The sequence below is a fragment of the Rahnella aquatilis CIP 78.65 = ATCC 33071 genome, assembly GCF_000241955.1.
Taxonomy (GTDB): domain Bacteria; phylum Pseudomonadota; class Gammaproteobacteria; order Enterobacterales; family Enterobacteriaceae; genus Rahnella; species Rahnella aquatilis.
The window spans coordinates 2827845-2850173 of sequence record NC_016818.1; the positions used below are offsets into that span (position 1 = coordinate 2827845).

Consider the following 22329-nt stretch of genomic DNA (forward strand, 5'->3'; position numbering starts at 1 on the left):
TTTTTTATTCGTGACGGACGCAGCGTAAATGTTATTCAGAACCTTCACGTGGTTCGACGAACGTGCCGTCTTTGGTGTCGCCTTCATTGAAGAACCAGATACCTGCCGGATAATCTTCCAGCGACACCAGATACATAACGCCTTCGTAAAACTCTTCTACGGCTAATACTTTACCTTCACGGCGCGGTCCGCCGTCGGTTTTCACTGTCACAAGATCATTAACTTTCATCAGGTTATCCCATAGTTTTCAATTATGATTATTGTAGTACAGACCACTGCATAAAGGCATGGCATGAGAGGAAAGATAATGCGAAACGGGCAGATCCTGACAAAAGGCACAAACAACAGACGTAAAAAAACCCGCGCATGCGGGTTTTTGTCATCTGTACTTTTATCGCTGAAACAGCGGTAAAGTAAGATTAGATAGCGGTAACGTTAGCCGCAGACGGACCTTTAGCACCGTTCTCGATAGTGAACTGTACGTTCTGGCCTTCAGCCAGGGTCTTGAAACCTTGATCCTGGATAGCGGAGAAGTGTACGAACACATCTTTGCTGCCGTCAGCAGGAGTGATGAAGCCAAAGCCTTTAGACTCGTTAAACCACTTAACCTGACCTTTCATCATTGACATAGGAATTACCTTTTAAAAATAAATTTCGCCACCATGGGCATGTTATAGCCGGATTTCAGTCGTTACTTATGGAGGCACTAAGAAGGAAATTCGTCAGAGCAGGGTTATCATGGATAACGCTTTAAATTGGAACAACTTTACTCAGGATGTCGTGCATAAATAGGTCTGTACCACAGGCCGGTATGTATTTACTCATGACTGCCCTTTAATAGCAACTCTTTTTAATGCAATGCTGCGGTAAAGTGCAAAATGAGTCGATTTTTGAACCAGATAGTACAATCAATGTACAGCTATCAGGCTATTTTTCAACAGGTTGTGGATTATCGGCCGCTAAAACCGCTCCGCAGTGCGCGCAAAATTTTGCCTCTATTTCATGGCCGGAATGCAGACAAGTCTGACAGGAACGGGCAGCACGACCTTTTTCTAATTCTTGTGACATATAAGCTGTTAAAATCCCGGTCGGCACGGCAATGATCGAATACCCCAGCAGGATCAGCACCGACGCAAGCATTCTTCCCAGCGCAGTATGCGGTGTAATATCACCGTAGCCGACCGTCGTCAGCGTCACCACAGCCCAGTAAACCGACGCCCCCAGCGACGTAAATCCCCCCCTGCCGCCTTCGGCTGCAAACATCAGCCCGCCGAAAAGACAAAGAATGATGGCGACAAAACCGAAGAAGATGCCGAGCTTACGTTTCGCGCGTATCAGGCTGCGCCATAAAACCCCGGCGTCGCTCATGTAGCGCAGCAGCTTCAACACCCGCAGCACACGTAAAATTCTCAGCAGACGGATCAGGAGCTCCACATTCCCCGCCCCCGCAAAGGAAGGCAGCATCCACAGGATGTACATAGGCAAAATGGTGCAGAGATCAATAATGCCGAAAAAACTCAGCGGATAACGGGCTTTGCGCGGCGAACAAACTACCCGTAAGACGTATTCCACCGTAAAAAGCGCGGTAAACCCCATTTCGACCAGGCCGAACAATGGGATGATATCGGGTGTTGCCGGAAACAAATCATGTGCGCTGGATTCGATAAACAGCACCAGAACGCTGAGCAGTGACGCCAGGATCCAGAATATTTCCATCCGGTGGCCGCTGCGGGTCCGGTGTTCAAATAAAAGGGCATAACAACGGCGTCGGGCTGACGCGAAAAAGCGGTAATCCTGAGACATAACCGGCACCCGCAAAAAGGAATTATGGCAAGAATAGCCGCTTTTCATCGCCGCGCCTACGGACAGGAAGTCCAAAAAAAACGCCGGTCACACAAGGTATTGGTTAAATACACGGTGTGACCGGCGTTTGCTGGCAGGTCTGCAGGCGGCACGAGAATTAATCCATTAGTTCAGACACCGCGTGGCGAACATACGCCGTGATTTGCGCGACGTCTTCTGCGCCGGCACTGCCGCCGCCAATCGACCGCACGGTATTCTCCAGATGGCCGATATCCTGCTCAACTTTCTTCGCAATCTGCACTTTAACAATGGTGTCGACTGAAGAGATAAAAGCCCGCATGACGGCTTTCAGCGCGAAAATCTCACCGAAAGAATCGTATGCAGGTTTGTCAGAGACCGCTGGTTGAGCAGCCCGTGGTGGCAAGTTTTTCAGCCTGTCCACATGTTCAATCATCAGATCCATGTCTCTGATGAGTTCATCAAAACTCTTAGCCACTGGTTTTCCTTCGCCCGGCGAAAGGCAGCAGGATACCACCGCGCTTTCAAGGGGAGAAGTCACAGAAACGTGTAAAGCACAAATTTCGGTTCAACACGCCCTGTCAGGCATTTTTCAACGAGGCCATATCCACCACAAAGCGGTATTTCACGTCGCTTTTCAGCATGCGTTCGTACGCGCCGTTGATGTCCTGCATGTCGATCATTTCCACATCACAGGAAATATCATGTGCGGCACAAAAATCGAGCATTTCCTGAGTTTCAGCAATACCGCCGATCAGAGATCCGGCCACGGTTTTGCGGCCCATGACCAGTTTGCCACTGTGCAACGCAGGTTCGATTGGCTCGATCAGACCAACCAGAATATGGGTACCGTCGCGTTTAAGCGTGTCCAGATACGGGTTCAGGTCATGTGGATTGGGCACGGTGTCCAGAATGAAATCAAAGTGGCTTTTGACTGCCGCCATTTGTTTTTCATCAGTAGACAGCACCACGTGGTCAGCGCCCAGACGGTAAGCTTCCTGCTCTTTACCTTTGGAACGGGTGAACAGCGTAACATCGGCGCCCAGCGCTTTGGCAAATTTCAGCCCCATGTGACCCAGACCGCCCAGACCCACCACAGCCACTTTATGACCTTTACCGACTTTCCAGTGTTTCAGCGGAGAGTAAGTGGTGATACCGGCACACAGCAGCGGTGCGGCAGATTTGATGTCCAGTTTTTCAGAAACGCGCAGGACGAATTTTTCTGAAACCACGATTTGTTCGGAATAACCGCCGTAGGTCATCATGTTGTCATGACGATCATGGCTGTTATAGGTCATGGTAGCGCCTTCTTCACAGTACTGTTCCAGGCTTTCCGCGCAGGATCCACAATGCTGACAAGAATCGACCATACAACCAACACCGACGGTATCGCCCACGCTGAAGCCAGAGACTTTCGCGCCAACCTGTTTCACGCGGCCAATAATTTCATGCCCCGGAACCATCGGATAAATGCTTTGATGCCATTCATTACGCGCCTGGTGGATGTCGGAGTGACAGACACCGCAGTACAGAATGTCGATCACAACGTCGGTATCACGCGGGTCACGGCGAACAAAATTATGAGGCGCAAGAGGCGCATCCGCTGAAAGTGCAGCGAAACCACGAACGTTAAGCGTCATTTTTATCTCCTGATTGGATTACGGAATACTTCATGCCCGCCGAAAAGGCAGACACCGTAAAATTATGACGGCTTACATTGACTGACTGGTATAACGATCCTCGCCATTACTTGCCTGAATCTGTTTTTTTCAGGATTTTCAGACGGGATTGTGCAGAGACTAAACAGTGGCGCCCTGCCCGCAAAGCGCCATGTTTTCAGAAAGGATTAAATCAGACCCGCTTCTTTCAGTTCGCTTTTCAGGTAAGCGTAGTAGATAGGTGCAGCCACCACACCGGCTATACCAAACGCCGCCTCGAAGATAAGCATCGCCAGTAAAACCTCCCAGGATTTCGCCTTGATACGGCTGCCAACGATGCGGGCATTCAGGAAATATTCTACTTTGTGAATGATGATCAGGTACGCCAGCACCAGCGCGCCGACCCACAGTGACAGCGACAGACCGACGATGAAAATCAGCGTATTCGAAATCAGATTACCGATCACCGGCAGCAGTCCGCAGACGAAAGTCACGACAACCAGCGTTTTTGCCAGCGGCAGATGAATGCCGAACAGCGGTAAAATGCCGAACAGGAAAATACCTGACAGCACGGTATTGATCAGGGAAATCTGGAACTGCGCAAAGACCACATTGCGGAAGGCTTCGCCCAGCAAATGCATCCGCTGTAACAGCTCTTTTTTAAGCGGTGCATGCAGTTCGCCCTTGCGCGGCTGCTGAAGTGAAATAATCGCACCGAGGATCATACCGATTATCATGGTCAGGAAAACGTGGGCAGCGTTCTTGCCAACCGCCTGAATCATAACAATATGTTCACGCAGCCATTGCAGGAAACTGCGTTGCAATTCTTCAATATTCGCCGGTAAATAATGCAGTAATACGGGCGATAAACGGCTTTGCGCGTCTGTCAGCAGACGCGATACCATGGCGTTAAAAGCGACCGGGTTACGCATATCCTCCATCAGAAAATTTGCAATGCCCGCAATGGCCAGCGTCAGACAACTGATCACCAGGGTAGCAATAATGGCCACCACCACCCAGCGGGCACGTTCGCCGCTGATGATTTTTTGAAAGTACGGGGTAAGCGCATTAATGAGTTCAAACACTAAAAAACCGGCAATAAAACATGCCAGTAAATGAAGAGGAAGAATCAGTAACAGCCCGCCCGTCACGATCAACACACTGAGCCAGCGAATTTGATTCGATCTCATAATCTGCATTGCCTGTATCCTTAGATCACGGTGCACCGGGCCTCGCCCGGACGTGGTCATATCATAGCACTGAAGTCCGGCGCACAATCCTCCGGTAACTTAAACAGTTAAGAAAATTTTGGCAAACAAAGAGGTGCTTCTCTCATCCCCTCTCTTTTTGTTATACCCGGCCAACAGGCCGGGTTAATTATTCTGTTATTTCGCCCGCCCCCTGTCAGATACGCCAGTGATAATTTACACGCCAGTTATTTATTTTTGCCACAGCACTAAGCCTGATATTTCCAGAATAATTTCCTATGACCGCCTCTGCCTTTGCATCTTGCGTTCACCGTTAACGCTTGTTACTTTCCGCCTCACGTTTTTATTTATATACATTAAGAATAAGTAATAACACCCAGTTATTACACGCATATCAGAGCTGTTTATATCCATTAAAAATATAAAACAAACACAATATTATTGAGGGACAAAGTATGTGGGTTTTAATTGGTATTCCGATCGTCGTGCTGGGTTTTGCCCTGCGGTTTAATCCTTTATTAGTGGTGACGGTTGCCGGTATTTCTACCGGTCTGGCAGGCGGAATGCATACTGTCGATATCATCAGCGCATTTGGCAAAGCATTCACCGATAACCGCTATATGGGACTGATATGGCTGACACTGCCGGTGATCGCCATCCTTGAGCGCAGCGGCCTGAAAGAGCAGGCGCGCCATCTGATTTCCAAAGTGCATGCTGCGACCACCGGCCGCGTGCTGATGCTGTATTTCTTCCTGCGCCAGTTGACTGCCGCGCTGGGGCTTAACTCGCTGGGCGGCCACGCGCAGATGGTACGCCCGCTGATCGCCCCCATGGCTGAAGCCGCGGCCACCACTAAATACGGCGATCTGCCCAATGATGTGCGCCAGAAAATCCGTGCTCATGCCGCTGCGGCCGATAACGTCGCGGTTTTCTTCGGCGAGGACATTTTCATTGCGGTGCAATCCATCCTGCTGATTAAAGGTTTTCTGGAACAGTACGGCATTAACGTTGAACCGTTGCACCTGTCTGTCTGGGCGATCCCGACCGCCATTGCGGCACTGATTATCCACTTTATCCGTCTGTGGTTGCTTGACCGCTCGCTGGCTAAACGTTTTGACGTTCAACACGGGAGCACAGCGAAATGATCACCTTGCAGACTGTTTATATCCTTGCGGGCCTGCTGTTCTGCGCCTATGCGTTCTTCAACGTGCGCGATAAAAGCCATTCACGCCGTTATGTCAACGCGCTGTTCTGGGGCATTTATGGCATCACTTTCCTGTTCGGCGCTGAATTGCCGCACTTCGTCACCGGCTGTATGGCGATTTTACTGGCGATCATCGCCGGTAGCGGGCAACTGGGTAAAGGCAAATCAGAAAGCGAGCAGCCCGAACGGGTCGAAAAACGTGAAGCGGGCGCCAAACGCTTTGGCAACAAATTGTTTATCCCTGCCCTGTTGATCCCGGCTGTGACTCTGACTGGCACCCTGACGCTGAAATACACGCCGCTGGTCGAAGCCAAAAACGTCACGCTGATTTCGCTGGTGCTTGGCACGCTGGTGGCCTTTATTGTGGCGCTGATTATGCTGCGTGATTCGCCGGTCAAAGCCGTGAAAGCGGGCGGACAGACCATGGATACCGTCGGCTGGGCGGCCATTTTGCCGCAAATGCTGGCCGCACTCGGTGCGCTGTTTGCACTGGCGGGAGTCGGTGGCGTGGTGTCGGAGCTGGTCAAAAACATCATTCCGCTCGGATCACCCCTGGCGATTGTGATTGCCTATACCTTCGGCATGGCGCTTTTCACGATGATTATGGGAAACGGTTTTGCCGCCTTCCCGGTCATGACCGCGGGGATCGGGCTGCCACTTATCGTCAACCAGTTGGACGGGAATCCGGCAATTATGGGCGCGATCGGCATGTTGTCCGGTTTCTGCGGCACCTTAATGACCCCGATGGCGGCCAATTTTAATATCGTTCCTGCGGCGCTGCTGGAATTGCAGGACAAAAATGGCGTGATCAAAGCGCAGTGGAAAACCGGTGTATTGCTGTTGCTGGTGAATACCGCGTTTATGTATTTCTTTGTGTTCCGTTTCTGATAAGGAAAGGCGATGACGACGCAACAACGTACCACACTGACGCCGGAAATGGCGTCCCGCTTTGCCTCACTGGCACTGAACCATTTGACGCGTGAATTTCCGAACAAACTCATGCATGCCATGAGCAGCGCGGCGGATGCACAAACGCCACGCCAGTTACATCCGATCTTTTACGGCAGCTATGACTGGCATTCCTGCGTGCACGGATACTGGCTGTTGCTGCGTCTGCTGGATCGTTTTCCGCAATTACCGGAAGCTGAAAAAATCATTGCGGTGATCGGCCAGCATTTCACATCAGAAAATGTCGCCGGTGAAATGGCTTATCTGCAACAGCCGCAACATGCCGGATTTGAACGGCCGTATGGCTGGGCATGGTTTCTGGCGCTGAGCCAGCAATTGCATGAGATGGACATGCCGCAGGCTGCTGAATGGGCGAACACGCTGGCACCTGTGAGCCGGTTTTTCGAAAAGAGTTTTAGCGTGTTTCTGCCAAAGGCGACCTATCCCCTGCGGGTCGGCAGCCATTTCAACACCGCCTTTGCACTGGCGTTAACGCTTGATTATGCCCGCTGCGTTAAGCATCACAAACTGGCGGAACTGATTGAAGAGACGGCGCTGCGATGGCATCTGGAAGATGTGCATTGTCAGGCGTGGGAACCGGGCGGTGATGAATTCCTTTCGCCATCCCTGATGGAGGCTGAACTGATGCGCCGCGTATTACCGGCCGAAGCGTTTGTGACCTGGTTTGGCCGTTTTCTGCCGGATCTGGCTCACAGCCAGCCCGCAACACTGTTTACCCCCGCCACGGTCACTGACCGCAGCGACGGTAAAATTGGCCATCTGGACGGGCTGAATCTCAGCCGCGCCTGGTGCCAGCGTTCTCTGGCCTCTGCGCTGCCAGCGGGCGATCCGCGTGTGGTTTTGCTGCGTCAGACGGCAGAAGCACATCTGCACAGCGCGCTGAACCACCTTGACAGCACCTACATGGGCGAACACTGGCTGGCAACCTTTGCCCTGTTAGCACTTGACGCCTGACAGCCCTCTTCCTCTGTTTAGCCGCAGGACTGTCGTGGAGTCGTTAGCGAATGATCCCGCGCGCCGAACGAAGGAAAAAAGTATTGAAGTGGCACAGTAATGGATATTCCGCGCTGAGCCGCTCAATTTCTGACTTCACACGTTCCACTCCTTCCTGCTGGTGATAAAGCAAATCGTACAGATAGCGGATGATGTTTTGCTGCGTACTGCCAGCCTGGCAAAAATCTGCTGTCTGCTCGTTTATCCCTTTAGGTACCGCACGATTTCCACCTGCCATCACAAACGGTGGAACGTCCTGCACCACGCAAGTATTGGCAAGAAGATGGGCACCTGCGCCAATAATACAAAATTGATGCACTGCGCTCAGGGCATCAATCCGCGCATCATTGCCTAATACAACATGCCCTGCCAGCGCACTGTGTTCGCCGATAAACGTGGCATTTCCCACCTGACAATCATGGCCAAGGTGCACGCCCCGTTCAAAAACATTCAGATCCCCTATCCGCGTCATGCCGCCGCCCTGCGCGGTACCGCGATGTAATGTGGCGTGGCAGCCAATCTGGTTTCCATTGCCGATTTCCAGCCCGGTCTCTTCTCCGGCGTATTTCAAATCCTGACTGACTTCGCCAATGGACGAGGCCATGCCAATCTGGTTATCCGTGCCAATTTTGGTATTGCCGTTGATGACGACATGAGAAGAAATGTGGGTTCCTTCGCCGATTTGCACACCGGCGGAAATAAGACAGAAAGGCCCGATAACCACTCGCGGGCCGATAATGACACCTGGCTCTATGATACTGCTGGCCGCAATTGTGGCCGAAGATGAAATCAACACAAACATCCTTCTGACAGCCAGCAGGCAGTCAGTGGTGAATTAAACCGGTCAGGCATAATCAGGGAAAGATCAAAATGAGCGGAGGGAAACGCACTCAGAGAGGTTTAAACAAGGGAGTGTTTCTTTGAACATTCACATCGCTACGCCGCCTAGCATAAGGCTTCAGGGTCAAAAAGACGGTCTCTTATATTTTATTTATTTTCTGAACCTTTTCGGAAATGCTACATGATGAAAATTTTATGACAGGCAGATTAAGGCTTTCTTAAGCTTGAATGACTATTATATTGATCATTCATTTCTATACGTTATGTTTCCCTCACATCAACGCTGCTACCGTCATTCTGTTGGGAGTTTTCATTGCGCAATATATTCCCGAAGATCAGTTATTTTACGCTGACTTTACTGCTGACCCTGTATTTTACGTTTGTTGTTAACCTGCCGATTTTACTGCACTTTTACCGTATCTTACATGCACTCCCCGCCTACAGCCTGGCCTTTGCCCTGAGCATTCCGGTCGCGCTGTTCGCCGCACTGAACTTTGTGTTCACCCCTTTCAGCTTCCGTCCGTTGCTTAAACCTTTCTTTATTATTGTGCTGCCGGTCAGTGCTCTTGCCAGTTTTGCGATGATGACCTTCCAGGTCGTCTTTGACCGCGGCATGATTGAAAATATTCTTGAGACGCAGTCGGCTGAAGCGTCGTCTTACCTGAATCTGAAAGTGGTGCTGTGGTTTGTCTTCACCGGCGTTTTGCCCGCTATTTTGCTTTTCCTGACGCCGGTCAGCTATGAAAAAACGCCACTGCGCCGTCTGGGTGTCCGTCTGGTGTCGATGATCATTTCATTGCTGGTCGTGGCCTCCGTCGCCGGGGTTTTCTACAAAGATTATGCCTCCGTGGGCCGTAACAACCGCACCCTGAATCTGGAAATCGTGCCGACGAACTATCTTTACAGCGCGTTCCAGTACGTGAATCACCGTTACTTCACGCCGAAAATACCGTTCCAGACTATTGGCAACGATGCAAAACTGGTGCAGCAACCGGGGCAAAAACCGAATCTGGTGTTCCTGGTGATTGGAGAAACGGCGCGGGCGCAAAACCAGTCGTTTGAGGGTTACGCCAGACCGACTAATCAGTACACACAGGCTATTCCGGACGTGGTGTTCTTTAATAAAATGACATCATGCGGCACGGCGACGGCCATTTCTGTGCCGTGCATGTTCTCGGATATGAAGCGCACCCGCTACGATGCCAACCGCGCCCGTAACAGTGAAGGCCTGCTGGATATCCTGCATAAAGCCGGGGTTTCGGTGTTCTGGAAAGACAATGATGAAGGCTGTAAAGGCGTATGCGACCGGGTGCCAAACATCACCATAGATACCCAAAAGGACGGGAAATATTGTGATGGTGATACCTGCTACGACATGGCACTGATGCAAAATATCGATGATGACATCAAGACGGACGGCAAAAATACGCTGATCGGCTTACATTTGATCGGCAGCCACGGCCCGACGTATTACAAACGCTATCCGCCGGAATTCCGCAAGTTTATGCCAGACTGCCCGCGCAGCGACATTGAGAACTGTTCGCAGGAACAACTGGTGAATACCTATGACAATACGCTGCTTTACACAGATTACACGGTGTCGCAGGTGATTGAAAAAGCGGAGCAGTATCAGGATAAGTACAACGTGGCAGTGATTTATCTTTCTGACCATGGTGAATCTTTAGGTGAAAATGGCCTGTATCTTCACGGCACGCCTTACAGCGTGGCACCGGCGCAACAGACCCACGTGCCGATGCTGTTCTGGCTGTCAGAAGGCTATGTCAAAGCGCAGGGAATAGATATGCAATGCCTGAAATCTAATGCCGCGAACAAAGACGTTTCGCAGGATAACCTGTTCCACACGGTACTGAGCGCGATGGACGTACAGACCTCAGAACGGGATCCGCAACTGGATATTCTGGCGACCTGCCGGACATCACAAAAGTAATTACGCCTCCTGTTGAAACGGTTTGCTGCCTGAACGTTATGGCAGCAAACCGCACTCCTTCAGTATGCTTTGTGCCAGTGCGCTGACCGTTTTATCGAACCTCTCCGATTCATTATCCATCACCATATACAGAGCCGTCTGCCGTACCGTTCTCGCGGCTAATTCCAGACGACGGAGCAAACCGCTCTCCAGCGCTTTTTCCACACTTTCCAGCGGCAGCCAGCCGTACCCTACACCCACCGCAATCGCTTCCATCGCTGCCCCGACGGTGGTGAATGTCCAGTTGGCCACGGGGCCGGAGCGTACATTTTCTGCATGCGGCGAGTGCCGGTCGGCCACGCTTATCAGCGGGAAACGTGCCAGATCCTCTGCGGTCAGCGGAACGGCGAGACCCATCAGCGGATGATCGCTTTTCGCCACCGGTACAAAATCCACGTCAAGCAGGAAACGGCCCTGTATCGCATTTTCCGGTGCCAGCGTGGTGATGTATAAATCGGCTGATCGTTCATTTAATTGCTCAAGACTTTCGCCGCGCAGAATTTCCGTCAGATGTACCCGGGTATCGGGAAACTGCTGCTGAAAATTTTTGAGCGCGCGAAACAAACGGTATTTGGGAAAAACGCTGTCGACAACCAGGCTCAGTTCGGTTCGCGTTCCGCCTTTCAGCCCGGCAGCACGGTGCTCAAGTTGCAAAAAGGCGGAAATCAACGGCGTTGCCTGCATCAGCAACGCCCGCCCCTGTTCGGTCAGGGTGGCTTTGCGGCCATGAATTTCCAGCAACGGCAGGCCAAGACGCTCCTGCAATCCGCTCAGGGCATAACTGACAGAAGACTGGCTGCGGTTCAGCACCCGCGCCGCCAGCGCATAACTCCCCTGTTCAATGACCGTTTGTAATACCACCCACTGCTCAAGTGTGGTCCGGGGAAGTGGCATACTGTTAACTCCTTCAGAAAAAAACACATCGGAATTTTAGATTATTTTCATCTGAAATTAGCGTTTTTTTATCAATTTTTTAGCGGGTAATATCTCTCTATCGAAACAGCACGTTTCCTGCGACACATCATTAAGGAGAATTATCATGAGCAGCTTTGATAAACATGACCTGAGCAATTTTATCGGTAAACACATTGTTTACACTTACGACAACGGCTGGAATTATGAAATCTATGTGAAAAATGCTGAGACGCTGGATTATCGCATTCACAGCGGGCTGGTCGGCAACCGCTGGGTGAAAGACCAGAGAGCCTATATCGTGCGTGTGGCTTCTGATGTGTACAAAATTTCCTGGACAGAACCCACCGGTACAGATGTCAGCCTGATTGTGAATCTGGGTGACAGCGTGTTCCACGGCACCATTTTCTTCCCGCGCTGGATCATGAACAACCCGGAAAAAACCGTGTGCTTCCAGAATGAACATATTCCGCTGATGAATTCTTACCGCGATGCCGGACCCGCTTATCCGACTGAAGTGATCGACGAATTCGCCACCATTACCTTCGTCCGTGATTGTGGTGCGGATAATGACACTGTGATCGACTGCGCGGCCAGTGAGTTACCGGCTAATTTCCCGGATAATCTGCGTTAATCGCTAAACAGCAGGCATAAAAAAACCGCAGCCCGTAAATGGCTGCGGTTTTTTATGAACAGGGTTTCAGGAATACAGGAACCTCTCAGCGCGCCAGCGTTTTCAGCAACGCCGCATTGAATTTTTCCGGTTCTTCCATCTGCGGAGCGTGGCCCAGACCTTTAAACTCAATCAGTTTCGCGTGCGGGATCAGCTTCGTCACTTGTTTACCCAGCACATTGTAATGACCGATTTTTGCTTTCACCGCAGGCGGCGCAATATCGCTGCCGATGGCAGTGGTGTCAGCCGTCCCGATCATCAGCGTGGTCGGTACGCGCAGATTTTTGAATTCGTAGAACACCGGCTGCGTGAAAATCATGTCGTAGATCAGCGCCGAGTTCCACGCCACCAGCTTGTGCCCCGGCCCGTTGTTCAGCCCCGCCAGCATATCAACCCAGCGGTCATATTCCGGTTTCCATTTATTCACATAATAGGTTTTCAGCTCGTACTGTTTGATGCTGTCCGCGGAGGTTTTCAGCTCACGGTCATACCATTGATCAACTGTACGGTAAGGCACGCCTTTGGCTTTCCAGTCTTCCAGACCAATCGGGTTCACCAGCACCAGTTTTGACACTTCCGGCGCATACATCAGGCTGTAACGCGTTGCCAGCATGCCGCCTGTCGAATGCCCGACAATCACCGCTTTGGTGATCTTCAGGCTTTTCAGCAAATCATGCGTGTTGGTCGCCAGTTGCTGGAAACTGTACTGGTAATGCGAAGGCTTGGTCGACGAACAGAACCCGACCTGATCGGGCGCGATAACCCGGTAGCCTTTACTCACCAGTGCCGAAATAGTGTCACCCCAGGTTGCGGCACAGAAATTCTTGCCATGCATCAGCACCACGGTCTGACCGTTTTTGTGCCCGGTGGGCGCAACGTCGAGATAGCCCATTTGCAGCGGCGCACCCTGAGAATTAAAGGAGAATTGTTTCAGCGGGAACGGATAATCAAATCCCTGTAATTGCGGGCCGTAAGAAGGCGCATCGGCAGCCATGGTTGCGCCGGAGAAGGAAAAGGATAAAACAGTAGCCCAAAAGAGCAATTTAAAACGCGGGAGCATCGGGTTGTCCTGGTGACGTTCACTGAACAGACGGCGTAAAGCCCTATGCTACAAACTTTACGCCGTCAGGAAAACCACTTAACACAAGTGGATTCAGTCCTTCGATTGCAGAATGTAACGGTAAATCAAACCGCCTGCCACGCCACCAACCAGCGGCATCACACAGAACATTCACAATGTGCTGATGAGATTATGTGAGTGTCAGATTGACCTTCTTATTTCTCTTGTGGCAGTGGATAACACCATTATAGGTTATATTGACGGGGCGAATCGTCGCTCACAGGCTCTCACTGGTGGTTACCCTTGGCTTTAAACTGGTTAAACCGACGCTACGTCCGGATATGCCTTTCACTGCTCGCATTCATTGTTGTCGCTGCACTCGGAACACTGGCAATCTCGTGGCAAACTTCCCAGGGATTACGGCGTGATACCGGCGCAAATCTGCAACAGTCGGTGAGGCTGGTGGATATGACGCTGGACAATGCTGCCATTGCGAGCAGCGCCGTTGAAAATTTGATTGGTGTGCCCTGCGATGCCAGAACCGTGCAAGCGCTGCGCTGGCAGGTGGCGAAGGTGCCCAATGTTCGTACTGTCAATCTTTATCGCCAGAATACGATTTACTGCGCTTCCTTGTTCGGCCCGCGATCTGACACTATCTCGACCGATAAATATGTGGGTGGAAGGCTGATGCTGATAAGCGGCAACAGCATCACACCCGATCATCCGCTTATTGCGTATCGTTATGATGTCAACGGCAGCGGCGTTCTGGTCGGTGTCGATGGCTATTTTCTGCATAATATTCTTTCATTGCTCAGCACACATGCTTATCTGATCCTGCAGGTAGGCGACCAGTGGATGGACAGCCATGGCAAAATTCACAGTGGTGAAAGCTGGCCGGACGGCGAGCGCATGGAGCTGACTTCTCAGCACTATCCTTACGCGATTCGTTTAGTCATCCGGCAAAGCGACCACTGGCGTTATGTCTTTGATTACGCCACTCTCAGCCTGGTGTTATTCCCGCTGCTCAGCCTGTTTATGGCTTTCATGACCTATATTCTGCTCGGTCGCGTCGGCGGCCCGAGGGCTGTGCTTAAAGAGGCGCTGGAGAAAAAACAGTTCATCCCTTATTTACAGCCGGTGGTGGATGGCACCACCCATGAGCTGACGGGTGCTGAAGTGCTGATGCGCTGGCAGCATCCGCAATCAGGTCTGATCCCGCCTTATCAGTTTATTCCGCTGGCTGAAGAGAGCGGACTGATTGTGCCCATGACGCGCCTCATCATGGCGCAGGTGCGTGAACAGTTCGCTCCGCTGGCGTCGCAGTTGCCTAAAAATTTCCATTTCGGTTTCAATATCTGCGCCAGCCATTTCAAAGACCTCTCACTGGCGGAAGACTGCAAAGCCTTTATTGATGCTTTCAGCGAGAACCCGATTAATCTGGTACTCGAACTGACTGAACGTGAATTAATCGAACCGAGCGACATCACCTATAGCCTGTTCCGCACATTGCGACAGATGGGAGTGTTAATCGCGATGGATGACTTTGGCACCGGACATTCCAGCCTGGCGTACCTGCAAAAATTCCACATCGATATTCTGAAAATCGACCAGAGTTTCATTGGCCGGATTGGCACCGACGCGCTGGCCGGACACATCGTTGATAACGTGATTGATCTTGCCAAACGTCTGCAAATGATCATCGTGGCGGAAGGAATTGAAACCCAGACGCAGGTGAATTACCTCGCGCCGTACCGGCTGGAATTCCTGCAAGGCTACTTTTTCGGCAAGCCCGTACCGCCCGGCGATTTTATCGGGAAATGGCTCTGACGTTCATACTCTCAGTGACGGACGTTATCCTCGTCACGCGGCGGGCACATTTGTGGCTCTGTGACTAGACTAATAACGTGAGCTACGTCTTATAAGATGCGTACTCTTTTTGCTAAAAAACCGTCGATGTGTAACATCCATACAGAATCCGTCTGATAAATAAGCTAACTTGTTGAAGTTACTTGTATTGGAGTACTCTGGCGGAGAACCCTGCTGACAATCAGAATGATCACTTTGCGAGCAAGATGATGATTAAGTGGCCGTGGAAAGCAAATGAACTGAAAATTGAGAAATCAGGCGCATGGAATGAGGCGCTGAATATCCCACTTTTATCTTGCCTGAACGAAGATGAGAAACTCCGTCTGATTCAGGTCGCCAGCCAGTTGCTGCAACAAAAACGGCTGGTTCCGCTGCAAGGCGTTGAGCTGACGGAGCTGATGCAGGCGCGTATCGCGCTGCTGTTTGCGCTGCCGGTAATGGAACTGGGCGCCGCCTGGCTCGACGGTTTCCACGAGATCCTGCTTTACCCTTCCCCGTTCGTGGTTGATTCTCCCTGGCAGGATGAAAACGGGCTGGTGCATGCCGGTTCACAAATTCACGCCGGCCAAAGCTGGGATCAGGGGCCGATTGTTCTCAACTGGCAGGACATTGAGGACTCCTTCGACAACTCCGGTTTTAACCTGATTATCCACGAAGCGGCGCATAAGCTGGATATGCGCAACGGCGGTGAAGTCAGTGGTATTCCGCCCATTCCGCTGCGCGAAGTGGTGTCATGGGAACACGATTTACAAGCCGCGATGCAAAATCTGCAGGATGAAATTGACACTGTGGGTGAAGAAGCTGCCAGCATGGACGCCTACGCTGCAACCGATGCCGCCGAATGTTTTGCTGTACTGTCGGAATATTTCTTTAGTGCGCCAGAATTACTTTCAGAACGTTTTCCGCTGGTATACGGCCATTTCACCCGTTTTTATCAACAGGACCCGCTGGCAAGGCAACGTCGCGGCCAGCGTTGCGATTGTTAAATCCCGTTTTGACGGACATTTTTTCGCGCTAAAGTGCCCTTTTGTGGCTGCATTGATTAGTTGCTGAGCAGTCGCACGTTTTTGGCAAATTTAGCGTTGACACTCCGCAGCCCTCTGGATATTATGCGCCCCGTTCACACGATTCCTCTGTAGTTCAGTCGGTAGAACGGCGGACTGTTAATCCGTATGTCACTGGTTCGAGTCCAGTCAGAGGAGCCAAATTTATGTTTTCATGCATCTTCACGAATCTTTATACGATTTAGATTCAACAAGTTAGTGTGAAAAATCTTCCCGATGCATTTTTAGTTTTCCCTCCGCATCGGGAGAATTTGGTGGTCAGATTTGGGGTCATGTTGGTTCGATGACGGAGTGACCCCCAAATGTCTCTTAACGACTCAAAAATCCGCAACTTAAAACCATCCCCAAAACCCTTTAAAGTTTCTGATTCTCATGGCCTGTACCTTTTAGTTAATCCAGGCGGTTCACGTCTCTGGTATCTCAAATATCGTATCAATAGAAAAGAATCCCGTCTCGGCTTGGGTGCCTATCCTGATGTCTCTCTGGCTGATGCTCGTCAACAGCGTGACGGTATCCGTAAATTGCTGGCGCAGAATATAAACCCAGCACAACAGCGATCCGCTGAAAGAACCCCTTCCACACCAGAAAAAACCTTCAAACATGTGGCACTGGAGTGGCATAACAGCAACCGAACATGGTCTGAGAACCACGCCTCCCGTCTGCTTGCCAGCATGGACAATCATATATTTCCTGTGATTGGACACTTGCCGGTAGCTGAACTGAAACCTCGTCACTTTATCGACCTGCTGAAAAGCATTGAGAAAAAAGGTCTGCTGGAAGTCGCAGCACGTACCCGGCAGCATATGTACAACATCATGCGTCATGCTGTGCATCAGGAGTTGACAGAGCACAATCCGGCAGCAAATCTGGACGGTATCATCGCCCCTCCCATTAAACGCCACTACCCTGCCCTTCCGCTGGAGCGACTGCCGGAACTGTTGATTCGCATTAGGGACTACCAGCAAGGACGAGAGTTAACCCGCCTGGCCGTATTGCTCACCCTGCACCTTTTCATCCGCTCCAGCGAACTGCGTTTCGCCCGTTGGTCTGAGATCGATTTCAAAAATAGAATCTGGACCATTCCTGCCACTCGCGACTCCATCCCCGGTGTCCGCTACTCTGGGCGTGGCGCAAAAATGCGTACTCCACATATCGTTCCACTCTCTCGTCAGGCCATAACCATCCTGAAACAGATATGGGAAATATCCGGACATCAGGAACTTATATTCCCCGGCGATCATAATCCGTATAAACCGATGTGCGAAAACACGGTCAATAAGGCGCTACGCCTGATGGGCTATGACACAAAAGATGAAATCTGCGGCCACGGATTTCGGGCAATGGCATGTAGTGCCCTGATGGAGTCTGGCCTATGGGCGCAGGATGCGGTTGAACGGCAGATGAGTCACCAGGAGCGTAACAGCGTTCGAGCGGCTTACATCCATAAAGCAGAATATCTCGATGCCCGTAAAGCGATGATGCAGTGGTGGTCGGATTATCTGGATATGTGCCGGAAAGCGTATGCCCCACCTTATATTTGTGGGAAGGAAATCAGTTACACAATGGGATAACCCTTCTGACAAAATAAACCTCAAAAAAAGCCGTATCAGTCTGTACTGGTACGGCATATTTCTAGCTTTAATTCGGAGAAATTGTTAAGCCGTTTATGAGCATCTTCAGAAGCCGGTTATTCCCGATTATGAATGGATCACATACAGGGTCAGGCTCACGAGGAGCAAGCCTAATACTATGGTTTGTTAGATAATGGGGAGCAGGTAATCTATTATCTAGATACTTACACCCGGACTGCTAGGACTGTTCGTGCATTCACCTTCAGCTACGTCGTGAAGACTTGCAGATTAACCACAAGAAAACTCACCGGATTTGTTGTCTGGAAGAGTTAAATCTGAGATGCAAACTTCCTTATCGCCACGTCATGGCAATGCATCGTTAGCAGCAGTCGGTACTAAATTATGTTGATTAGTGCCAGAATATGGAGATAGCAGGATCCTTTTATTACTATCCCCCTGAATAAACAAAGAAAGGCCGCCGTTAAACAAAAAATAGACGGAGCATTAGTATGTTTATTCTTATCTTAATTTCATTGAATAATTATTAGTGTATATGAAAGCAAACATACAAAATCAGTTGAAATCTTGAACTGTGTTTTTTCATTTGAAAAAATGCAAAAATCGCAGAATGCAAAAATTACACTCGCGTATTATCTCTTGTAGCCATAGTCTTCTTTTTGTAATAAAATGGCTTTTCAATAAATCTAAAGCTTAACATTGCAAAGAATATTGATAGTGCACAACATAAACCGAAGCTGATGAATTTATTGTGTATAAATGTCCCATCAAGGATCCATCGAAAAGAATGATTAAATAAAGTATGTATTAAATATAATGATAATGAGCTCTCACCTACATATAATAACCATGGTGGAATTAGAACTTTAATCCAGCCTTCATTAATAACTATGCCGTAAAATAGTATACCTAGTAACCAACCAGACGATGATAAATCGAATCGAATCATGTGTAACCTAAATACTCCCCAATAAAAAACAAAACAAGACATTATTAGGAAAATTACCCTTATAATCTTGTGAATTTTCATCACTCTTTCATAGTGAACACCCAAAATATAGCCTAATAAAAAAACATAAATAATAGGGTTTGTCACTAGATTTAAATATGGAAAACACGAGTCAATACCTTTCTTAGAAAACGTAAAATCATAGCCCATAAAAAAAGGGAAAAGTGAAACAGTAACGAAAAAATATGCCATTATTAATTTCCAATCGTTTTTAATCAAAATAAAACAACCAATTATAATATAGAAGTATATTTCATAATTTAATGTCCACCTTATTCCATATATCCCATCATCACTTAAATAAAAAGGAGGGTTACCACTATCAACCGGCATAAAAAAAAACGCACTGACATAATCTTTCAAAGGGATATTATCTATGACTCCTGTCATAAAGAAATTTAAAGAAAAAGTAATGATTAGCAACCCATAATAAGCGGGGAAAATTCTCTTAATTCTCTTATTACAATAGGATTTAAAATTACAAATATTGCTTTCCATATGCTTTGTTGTTATTGCTATTACAAACCCACTGATAATAAAAAATAAATCCACACTAATTGACATCCACCAAAAAAGGATCTCCCCAAGATTAGAACTAACGGTATTTAGAGACCATCTGAAATGATAAAACATTATAAAAAGAGCCGATAAGCCTCTAAGAGCTTGCACAGAGTAAATTGTATTTTTATTGTTTTCAATCAACATTAGCAGCCCCTTCTAACTAAAAAGATAATTGAGACTATTTTAATTCAGTATTAGTTATATTCACAAACTGTCCCCACTTTGCCTTTTCCACATATCTGCATAAACTCCGTTAAGTTCTAATAATTTTTCATGTGTACCCTTTTCTATAATACATCCATGGTTCAGCACAATTATTTCATCACATTCAATAATTGTAGACAACCTATGTGCAATTATTAAGGTTGTTTTGCCTATGCTAACATCAAGCAAATTACTTTGGATTTCTTGCTCTGTTTTAGTATCAAGTGCGCTAGTAGCCTCGTCAAATATTAATATAGCAGGGTCTTTTAATAGCATTCTAGCTATTGCAATCCTTTGTTTTTCCCCACCGGATAATTTTAACCCTCTCTCACCAACTTGAGAATTATAAGAATCTGGCAAAGAAATTATAAAATCATGGATCTTTGCCATTTTTGCAGCATGGAAAATTTTTTCTTCTGAGGCGCTAGGATTTCCATAGGCTATATTGTAATAGATAGTATCATTAAAAAGCACAGTATCCTGAGGAACGATCCCAAGACATTTCCTAAGGCTTCTCTGAGTAACCTTTTTAATATCTTGGCCATCTATTCTGATTTCACCTTCCGAACAATCATAAAACCTAAATAACAACCTTGATATAGTGGACTTACCACTTCCAGTATGCCCAACTATCGCCAGACGTTTACTCGCCGGTATAACGAAAGAGATATTTTTCAATACAGGCCTAACTTTATCATAGCTAAAACTAACATTATCAAAGAATAAATTACCGTCATTAACCTCTAAGGTTTTAGCTGAACTTTCATCTGTTATTTCTTTATCTACATCCAAAATATCAAACATATTATCCATATCTAGTAATGCTTGTTTTATTTCACGATACATGAGACCAAATGTATTTAATGGTTGATAAATCTGCAAAAGATAAGTATTAACAAGAACAAAGTCACCAATCGTCATATGGCCTTCTTGGATACCTTGTATAGCTAAATGCATCATGAAAAATAAACCAGTAGTTATTATTAAAGCTTGTCCAAGGCTTAAGTAAGAAAATGTTACTTGGTTTTTTATCGCGGCTTTTTCATATCTCAATAACGAATTATTATACCGTTCAAACTCATGCATTTCATTACCGAAGTATTTTACTGTTTCATAATTCAATAAACTATCGATAGACTTAAAGTTTGAATCATAATTTGAGTCATTTAATTCTTTTCTAAGTTTTGTACGCCGCATAACTAAAATAACTGTGTATAATATATAAACCACAGCCATTAATAGAGTCAACAAAGCGAACTCAATATTGAATAGCGTCCATAATATGTACGAAATGAATCCTATTTCAAACAACACAGGGACTAGTGAAAACAATAATTGTGAGAGTATTTTCGATGCACCTTGTTTTCCTCTTTCTAAAGCTAAAGCTACGCCACCAGTTTGCCTAGAAAGATGAAATCTTAAGCTAAGATCATGTAATTGCTTGAACATTTTCAAGGATACTGCTTTTGATGCATGCTGGTTTACTCGGACAAATAGTATATCTCTTAATGTTTCAGTAAACGATGATACCAACCTTAACAAACAATATGAAATAAGCAAGAGATAGACAATATTTATAGATATTGGCGATATATTCAACCTATCGACCAAAAGTTTATAACCATAAGGAACACCAGCAGAAAAAACTTTTGTAAGTATTAACAAAACAAGGGAGGATAAAACCAATAATTTTATTTTCATATTTCCTTGGGGCCAAAGATAATCCCAAAAAAAACGTTTAAAATGATTTTGCTTTTTATTCATAAATGCACTCTGATTAATTAAGGGATTCGATTATCAACATTAGAAGATTCCAATCTGAACTTACGCTCATGAATGATCTTGTAAGCAAGTACAACATCATGATTAGCAATATGACACAATTCATTTACCTTCAAAGGTTTCATAGCAAGTACAGTTTTAGCAATATGCTCTGCTGACTCGCTACCCATAAGAGACTGAAAATACCTTATACTATCTATTATAGTCATCAAAGTCATTTCGTATTCATTAACATTTGAATAAGAAATTCTAGCCCATTCAAAATGCACTCTATATTGATGGTGAGGCCGAGTAATAGCATAGATTTTATTGAATAAATTATTAGCCCATCTGTTTGCTAAAATCTTAACACCAAATGACCAGTCTTGCCATTTTTGTAAACCGAGAAGATAATTGTCACCTGTATCTAAATCAGATTTTCTATAGATTATAGAAGTAGGAACATGATGTTTTGATACGATCAAATCCTCATTTAATGGATAGGAAGAAATTGTCATTCCTGAGTATTCTCCAAACATTTCAGAATAACAATGCACAAAAGCCACGTCGAAATCATTTTCCAATACATTTATAGCCTCATCAATATAAGAGCCTCCATCAATATTATTATGTAGCTTATCATCAGAATCCAGCGTCATTAAAAAATTACCATTAGATTTTACTATACCAATATTCCTAGCATACTGTACACCATGATTATGAGGTAATCTCTCAACAATGACATTATCTAACGACATAAATTTCCCTAATAGATCTAAAGTAATATCATCAGTGGATCCATCATCAACAATTATAACCTCAACAAGACATTTTATTTTTGATGCTAAAATTGAGGCAATACATTCCGCCAAGAAAAAACCAGAATTGAAACAGGGCACAACAATTGAAATCATATTATTCTTGCTATTCATAGACTCTCCTACCTTATA

The 22329-nt window shown here is 47.4% G+C and carries 20 protein-coding genes and 1 tRNA gene; 9 read left to right on the forward strand and 12 right to left on the reverse strand.

The genetic code is table 11. The features are described from left to right. Positions 1 to 31: 31 nt before the first annotated feature. The 6 genes from dsrB to RAHAQ2_RS12785 form a co-directional block, all read right to left on the reverse strand. Positions 32 to 229 (reverse strand): protein DsrB, encoded by a 198-nt coding sequence (dsrB, locus tag RAHAQ2_RS12760; RefSeq protein ID WP_015697634.1) that lies wholly within the window; start codon positions 227 to 229, stop codon positions 32 to 34. 190 nt (positions 230 to 419) lie between these two features. Then, the gene (cspE, locus tag RAHAQ2_RS12765; RefSeq protein ID WP_013575246.1) at positions 420 to 629 is read right to left on the reverse strand and encodes a transcription antiterminator/RNA stability regulator CspE; all 210 of its coding nucleotides are present in this window, start codon (positions 627 to 629) and stop codon (positions 420 to 422) included. 298 nt (positions 630 to 927) lie between these two features. Continuing rightward, a complete protein-coding gene (locus RAHAQ2_RS12770; protein ID WP_015697635.1) occupies positions 928 to 1851 on the reverse strand; it encodes a potassium channel family protein in 924 nt (307 codons plus the stop codon). A gap of 109 nt (positions 1852 to 1960) precedes the next feature. Continuing rightward, on the reverse strand, positions 1961 to 2299 hold the full coding sequence (locus tag RAHAQ2_RS12775) for a hypothetical protein (RefSeq protein WP_015697636.1): 339 nt from the start codon (positions 2297 to 2299) through the stop codon (positions 1961 to 1963). A 103-nt stretch (positions 2300 to 2402) separates the two neighbouring features. Beyond that, on the reverse strand, positions 2403 to 3461 hold the full coding sequence (locus tag RAHAQ2_RS12780; protein ID WP_015697637.1) for an NAD(P)-dependent alcohol dehydrogenase: 1059 nt from the start codon (positions 3459 to 3461) through the stop codon (positions 2403 to 2405). A 206-nt stretch (positions 3462 to 3667) separates the two neighbouring features. After that, positions 3668 to 4678, reverse strand: a complete 1011-nt coding sequence (locus tag RAHAQ2_RS12785) for an AI-2E family transporter (RefSeq protein ID WP_015697638.1) — start codon at positions 4676 to 4678, stop codon at positions 3668 to 3670. A gap of 464 nt (positions 4679 to 5142) precedes the next feature. On the opposite strand from RAHAQ2_RS12785, the gene RAHAQ2_RS12790 reads away from it, so the two are divergent. Genes RAHAQ2_RS12790 through RAHAQ2_RS12800 form a run of 3 tightly spaced genes read left to right on the forward strand, consistent with a single transcriptional unit; the run spans position 5143 to position 7814 of the window. Beyond that, complete coding sequence (locus RAHAQ2_RS12790; protein ID WP_015697639.1) at positions 5143 to 5832, forward strand: DUF969 domain-containing protein; 690 nt, start codon at positions 5143 to 5145, stop codon at positions 5830 to 5832. Beyond that, positions 5829 to 6779: a DUF979 domain-containing protein gene (locus RAHAQ2_RS12795; RefSeq protein WP_015697640.1), complete on the forward strand. Its 951-nt coding sequence runs from the start codon at positions 5829 to 5831 to the stop codon at positions 6777 to 6779. The genes RAHAQ2_RS12790 and RAHAQ2_RS12795 overlap by 4 nt, the downstream gene beginning before the upstream one ends. Before the next feature lie 12 nt (positions 6780 to 6791). Further along, positions 6792 to 7814 carry a DUF2891 domain-containing protein gene (locus tag RAHAQ2_RS12800; protein ID WP_015697641.1) on the forward strand — a complete coding sequence of 341 codons (1023 nt, stop codon included), beginning with the start codon at positions 6792 to 6794 and terminating at the stop codon, positions 7812 to 7814. A 43-nt stretch (positions 7815 to 7857) separates the two neighbouring features. On the opposite strand, the gene lpxA is transcribed toward RAHAQ2_RS12800, so the two are convergent. Continuing rightward, positions 7858 to 8655 carry an acyl-ACP--UDP-N-acetylglucosamine O-acyltransferase gene (lpxA, locus tag RAHAQ2_RS12805; protein WP_193785481.1) on the reverse strand — a complete coding sequence of 266 codons (798 nt, stop codon included), beginning with the start codon at positions 8653 to 8655 and terminating at the stop codon, positions 7858 to 7860. Between the two features lie 351 nt (positions 8656 to 9006). On the opposite strand from lpxA, the gene RAHAQ2_RS12810 reads away from it, so the two are divergent. Next, a complete protein-coding gene (locus RAHAQ2_RS12810) occupies positions 9007 to 10641 on the forward strand; it encodes a phosphoethanolamine transferase (protein ID WP_015697643.1) in 1635 nt (544 codons plus the stop codon). A 36-nt stretch (positions 10642 to 10677) separates the two neighbouring features. Here the strand turns inward: RAHAQ2_RS12810 and RAHAQ2_RS12815 are convergent, their stop codons facing one another. Next, positions 10678 to 11574 (reverse strand): LysR family transcriptional regulator, encoded by an 897-nt coding sequence (locus RAHAQ2_RS12815; RefSeq protein ID WP_015697644.1) that lies wholly within the window; start codon positions 11572 to 11574, stop codon positions 10678 to 10680. A gap of 142 nt (positions 11575 to 11716) precedes the next feature. Here RAHAQ2_RS12815 and RAHAQ2_RS12820 point away from each other — a divergent pair, with 142 nt between their 5' ends. After that, positions 11717 to 12226, forward strand: coding sequence for a phenolic acid decarboxylase (locus RAHAQ2_RS12820; RefSeq protein WP_162470877.1), 510 nt, complete (start codon positions 11717 to 11719; stop codon positions 12224 to 12226). A gap of 85 nt (positions 12227 to 12311) precedes the next feature. Here the strand turns inward: RAHAQ2_RS12820 and RAHAQ2_RS12825 are convergent, their stop codons facing one another. Beyond that, the gene (locus RAHAQ2_RS12825) at positions 12312 to 13325 is read right to left on the reverse strand and encodes an alpha/beta fold hydrolase (RefSeq protein WP_015697646.1); all 1014 of its coding nucleotides are present in this window, start codon (positions 13323 to 13325) and stop codon (positions 12312 to 12314) included. A 303-nt stretch (positions 13326 to 13628) separates the two neighbouring features. Between RAHAQ2_RS12825 and RAHAQ2_RS12830 the strand changes: the two genes are divergently transcribed. The 4 genes from RAHAQ2_RS12830 (at position 13629) to RAHAQ2_RS12845 (ending at position 17826) form a co-directional block, all read left to right on the forward strand. Continuing rightward, entirely contained in the window at positions 13629 to 15152 is a 1524-nt protein-coding gene (locus RAHAQ2_RS12830; protein ID WP_015697647.1) for an EAL domain-containing protein, read from the forward strand. Between the two features lie 248 nt (positions 15153 to 15400). Further along, positions 15401 to 16177 carry a DgsA anti-repressor MtfA gene (gene mtfA / locus RAHAQ2_RS12835; RefSeq protein WP_015697648.1) on the forward strand — a complete coding sequence of 259 codons (777 nt, stop codon included), beginning with the start codon at positions 15401 to 15403 and terminating at the stop codon, positions 16175 to 16177. A 143-nt stretch (positions 16178 to 16320) separates the two neighbouring features. After that, positions 16321 to 16396, forward strand: a tRNA-Asn gene (locus tag RAHAQ2_RS12840). 161 nt (positions 16397 to 16557) lie between these two features. Continuing rightward, positions 16558 to 17826 (forward strand): tyrosine-type recombinase/integrase, encoded by a 1269-nt coding sequence (locus RAHAQ2_RS12845; RefSeq protein WP_015697649.1) that lies wholly within the window; start codon positions 16558 to 16560, stop codon positions 17824 to 17826. Positions 17827 to 18463: 637 nt separating this feature from the next. On the opposite strand, the gene RAHAQ2_RS12850 is transcribed toward RAHAQ2_RS12845, so the two are convergent. From RAHAQ2_RS12850 to RAHAQ2_RS12860, 3 genes are read right to left on the reverse strand one after another with little or no spacing between them, the layout of a single operon-like run. Beyond that, a complete protein-coding gene (locus tag RAHAQ2_RS12850) occupies positions 18464 to 19558 on the reverse strand; it encodes an acyltransferase family protein (protein WP_015697650.1) in 1095 nt (364 codons plus the stop codon). 60 nt (positions 19559 to 19618) lie between these two features. Next, a complete protein-coding gene (locus RAHAQ2_RS12855; RefSeq protein ID WP_015697651.1) occupies positions 19619 to 21382 on the reverse strand; it encodes an ABCB family ABC transporter ATP-binding protein/permease in 1764 nt (587 codons plus the stop codon). A gap of 17 nt (positions 21383 to 21399) precedes the next feature. Next, entirely contained in the window at positions 21400 to 22311 is a 912-nt protein-coding gene (locus tag RAHAQ2_RS12860; protein WP_015697652.1) for a glycosyltransferase family 2 protein, read from the reverse strand. Positions 22312 to 22329: the final 18 nt, after the last annotated feature.

What these genes read in the sequence shown, in the direction of transcription:
- dsrB (WP_015697634.1), bottom strand. Translation starts at nt 229, where the DNA reads ATGAAAGTTAATGATCTTGTGACAGTGAAAACCGACGGCGGACCGCGC.
- cspE (WP_013575246.1), bottom strand. Translation starts at nt 629, where the DNA reads ATGTCAATGATGAAAGGTCAGGTTAAGTGGTTTAACGAGTCTAAAGGC.
- RAHAQ2_RS12770 (WP_015697635.1), bottom strand. Translation starts at nt 1,851, where the DNA reads ATGAAAAGCGGCTATTCTTGCCATAATTCCTTTTTGCGGGTGCCGGTT.
- RAHAQ2_RS12780 (WP_015697637.1), bottom strand. Translation starts at nt 3,461, where the DNA reads ATGACGCTTAACGTTCGTGGTTTCGCTGCACTTTCAGCGGATGCGCCT.
- RAHAQ2_RS12785 (WP_015697638.1), bottom strand. Translation starts at nt 4,678, where the DNA reads ATGCAGATTATGAGATCGAATCAAATTCGCTGGCTCAGTGTGTTGATC.
- RAHAQ2_RS12790 (WP_015697639.1), top strand. Translation starts at nt 5,143, where the DNA reads ATGTGGGTTTTAATTGGTATTCCGATCGTCGTGCTGGGTTTTGCCCTG.
- RAHAQ2_RS12795 (WP_015697640.1), top strand. Translation starts at nt 5,829, where the DNA reads ATGATCACCTTGCAGACTGTTTATATCCTTGCGGGCCTGCTGTTCTGC.
- RAHAQ2_RS12800 (WP_015697641.1), top strand. Translation starts at nt 6,792, where the DNA reads ATGACGACGCAACAACGTACCACACTGACGCCGGAAATGGCGTCCCGC.
- lpxA (WP_193785481.1), bottom strand. Translation starts at nt 8,655, where the DNA reads ATGTTTGTGTTGATTTCATCTTCGGCCACAATTGCGGCCAGCAGTATC.
- RAHAQ2_RS12815 (WP_015697644.1), bottom strand. Translation starts at nt 11,574, where the DNA reads ATGCCACTTCCCCGGACCACACTTGAGCAGTGGGTGGTATTACAAACG.
- RAHAQ2_RS12825 (WP_015697646.1), bottom strand. Translation starts at nt 13,325, where the DNA reads ATGCTCCCGCGTTTTAAATTGCTCTTTTGGGCTACTGTTTTATCCTTT.
- mtfA (WP_015697648.1), top strand. Translation starts at nt 15,401, where the DNA reads ATGATTAAGTGGCCGTGGAAAGCAAATGAACTGAAAATTGAGAAATCA.
- RAHAQ2_RS12845 (WP_015697649.1), top strand. Translation starts at nt 16,558, where the DNA reads ATGTCTCTTAACGACTCAAAAATCCGCAACTTAAAACCATCCCCAAAA.
- RAHAQ2_RS12850 (WP_015697650.1), bottom strand. Translation starts at nt 19,558, where the DNA reads ATGTTGATTGAAAACAATAAAAATACAATTTACTCTGTGCAAGCTCTT.
- RAHAQ2_RS12855 (WP_015697651.1), bottom strand. Translation starts at nt 21,382, where the DNA reads ATGAATAAAAAGCAAAATCATTTTAAACGTTTTTTTTGGGATTATCTT.
- RAHAQ2_RS12860 (WP_015697652.1), bottom strand. Translation starts at nt 22,311, where the DNA reads ATGAATAGCAAGAATAATATGATTTCAATTGTTGTGCCCTGTTTCAAT.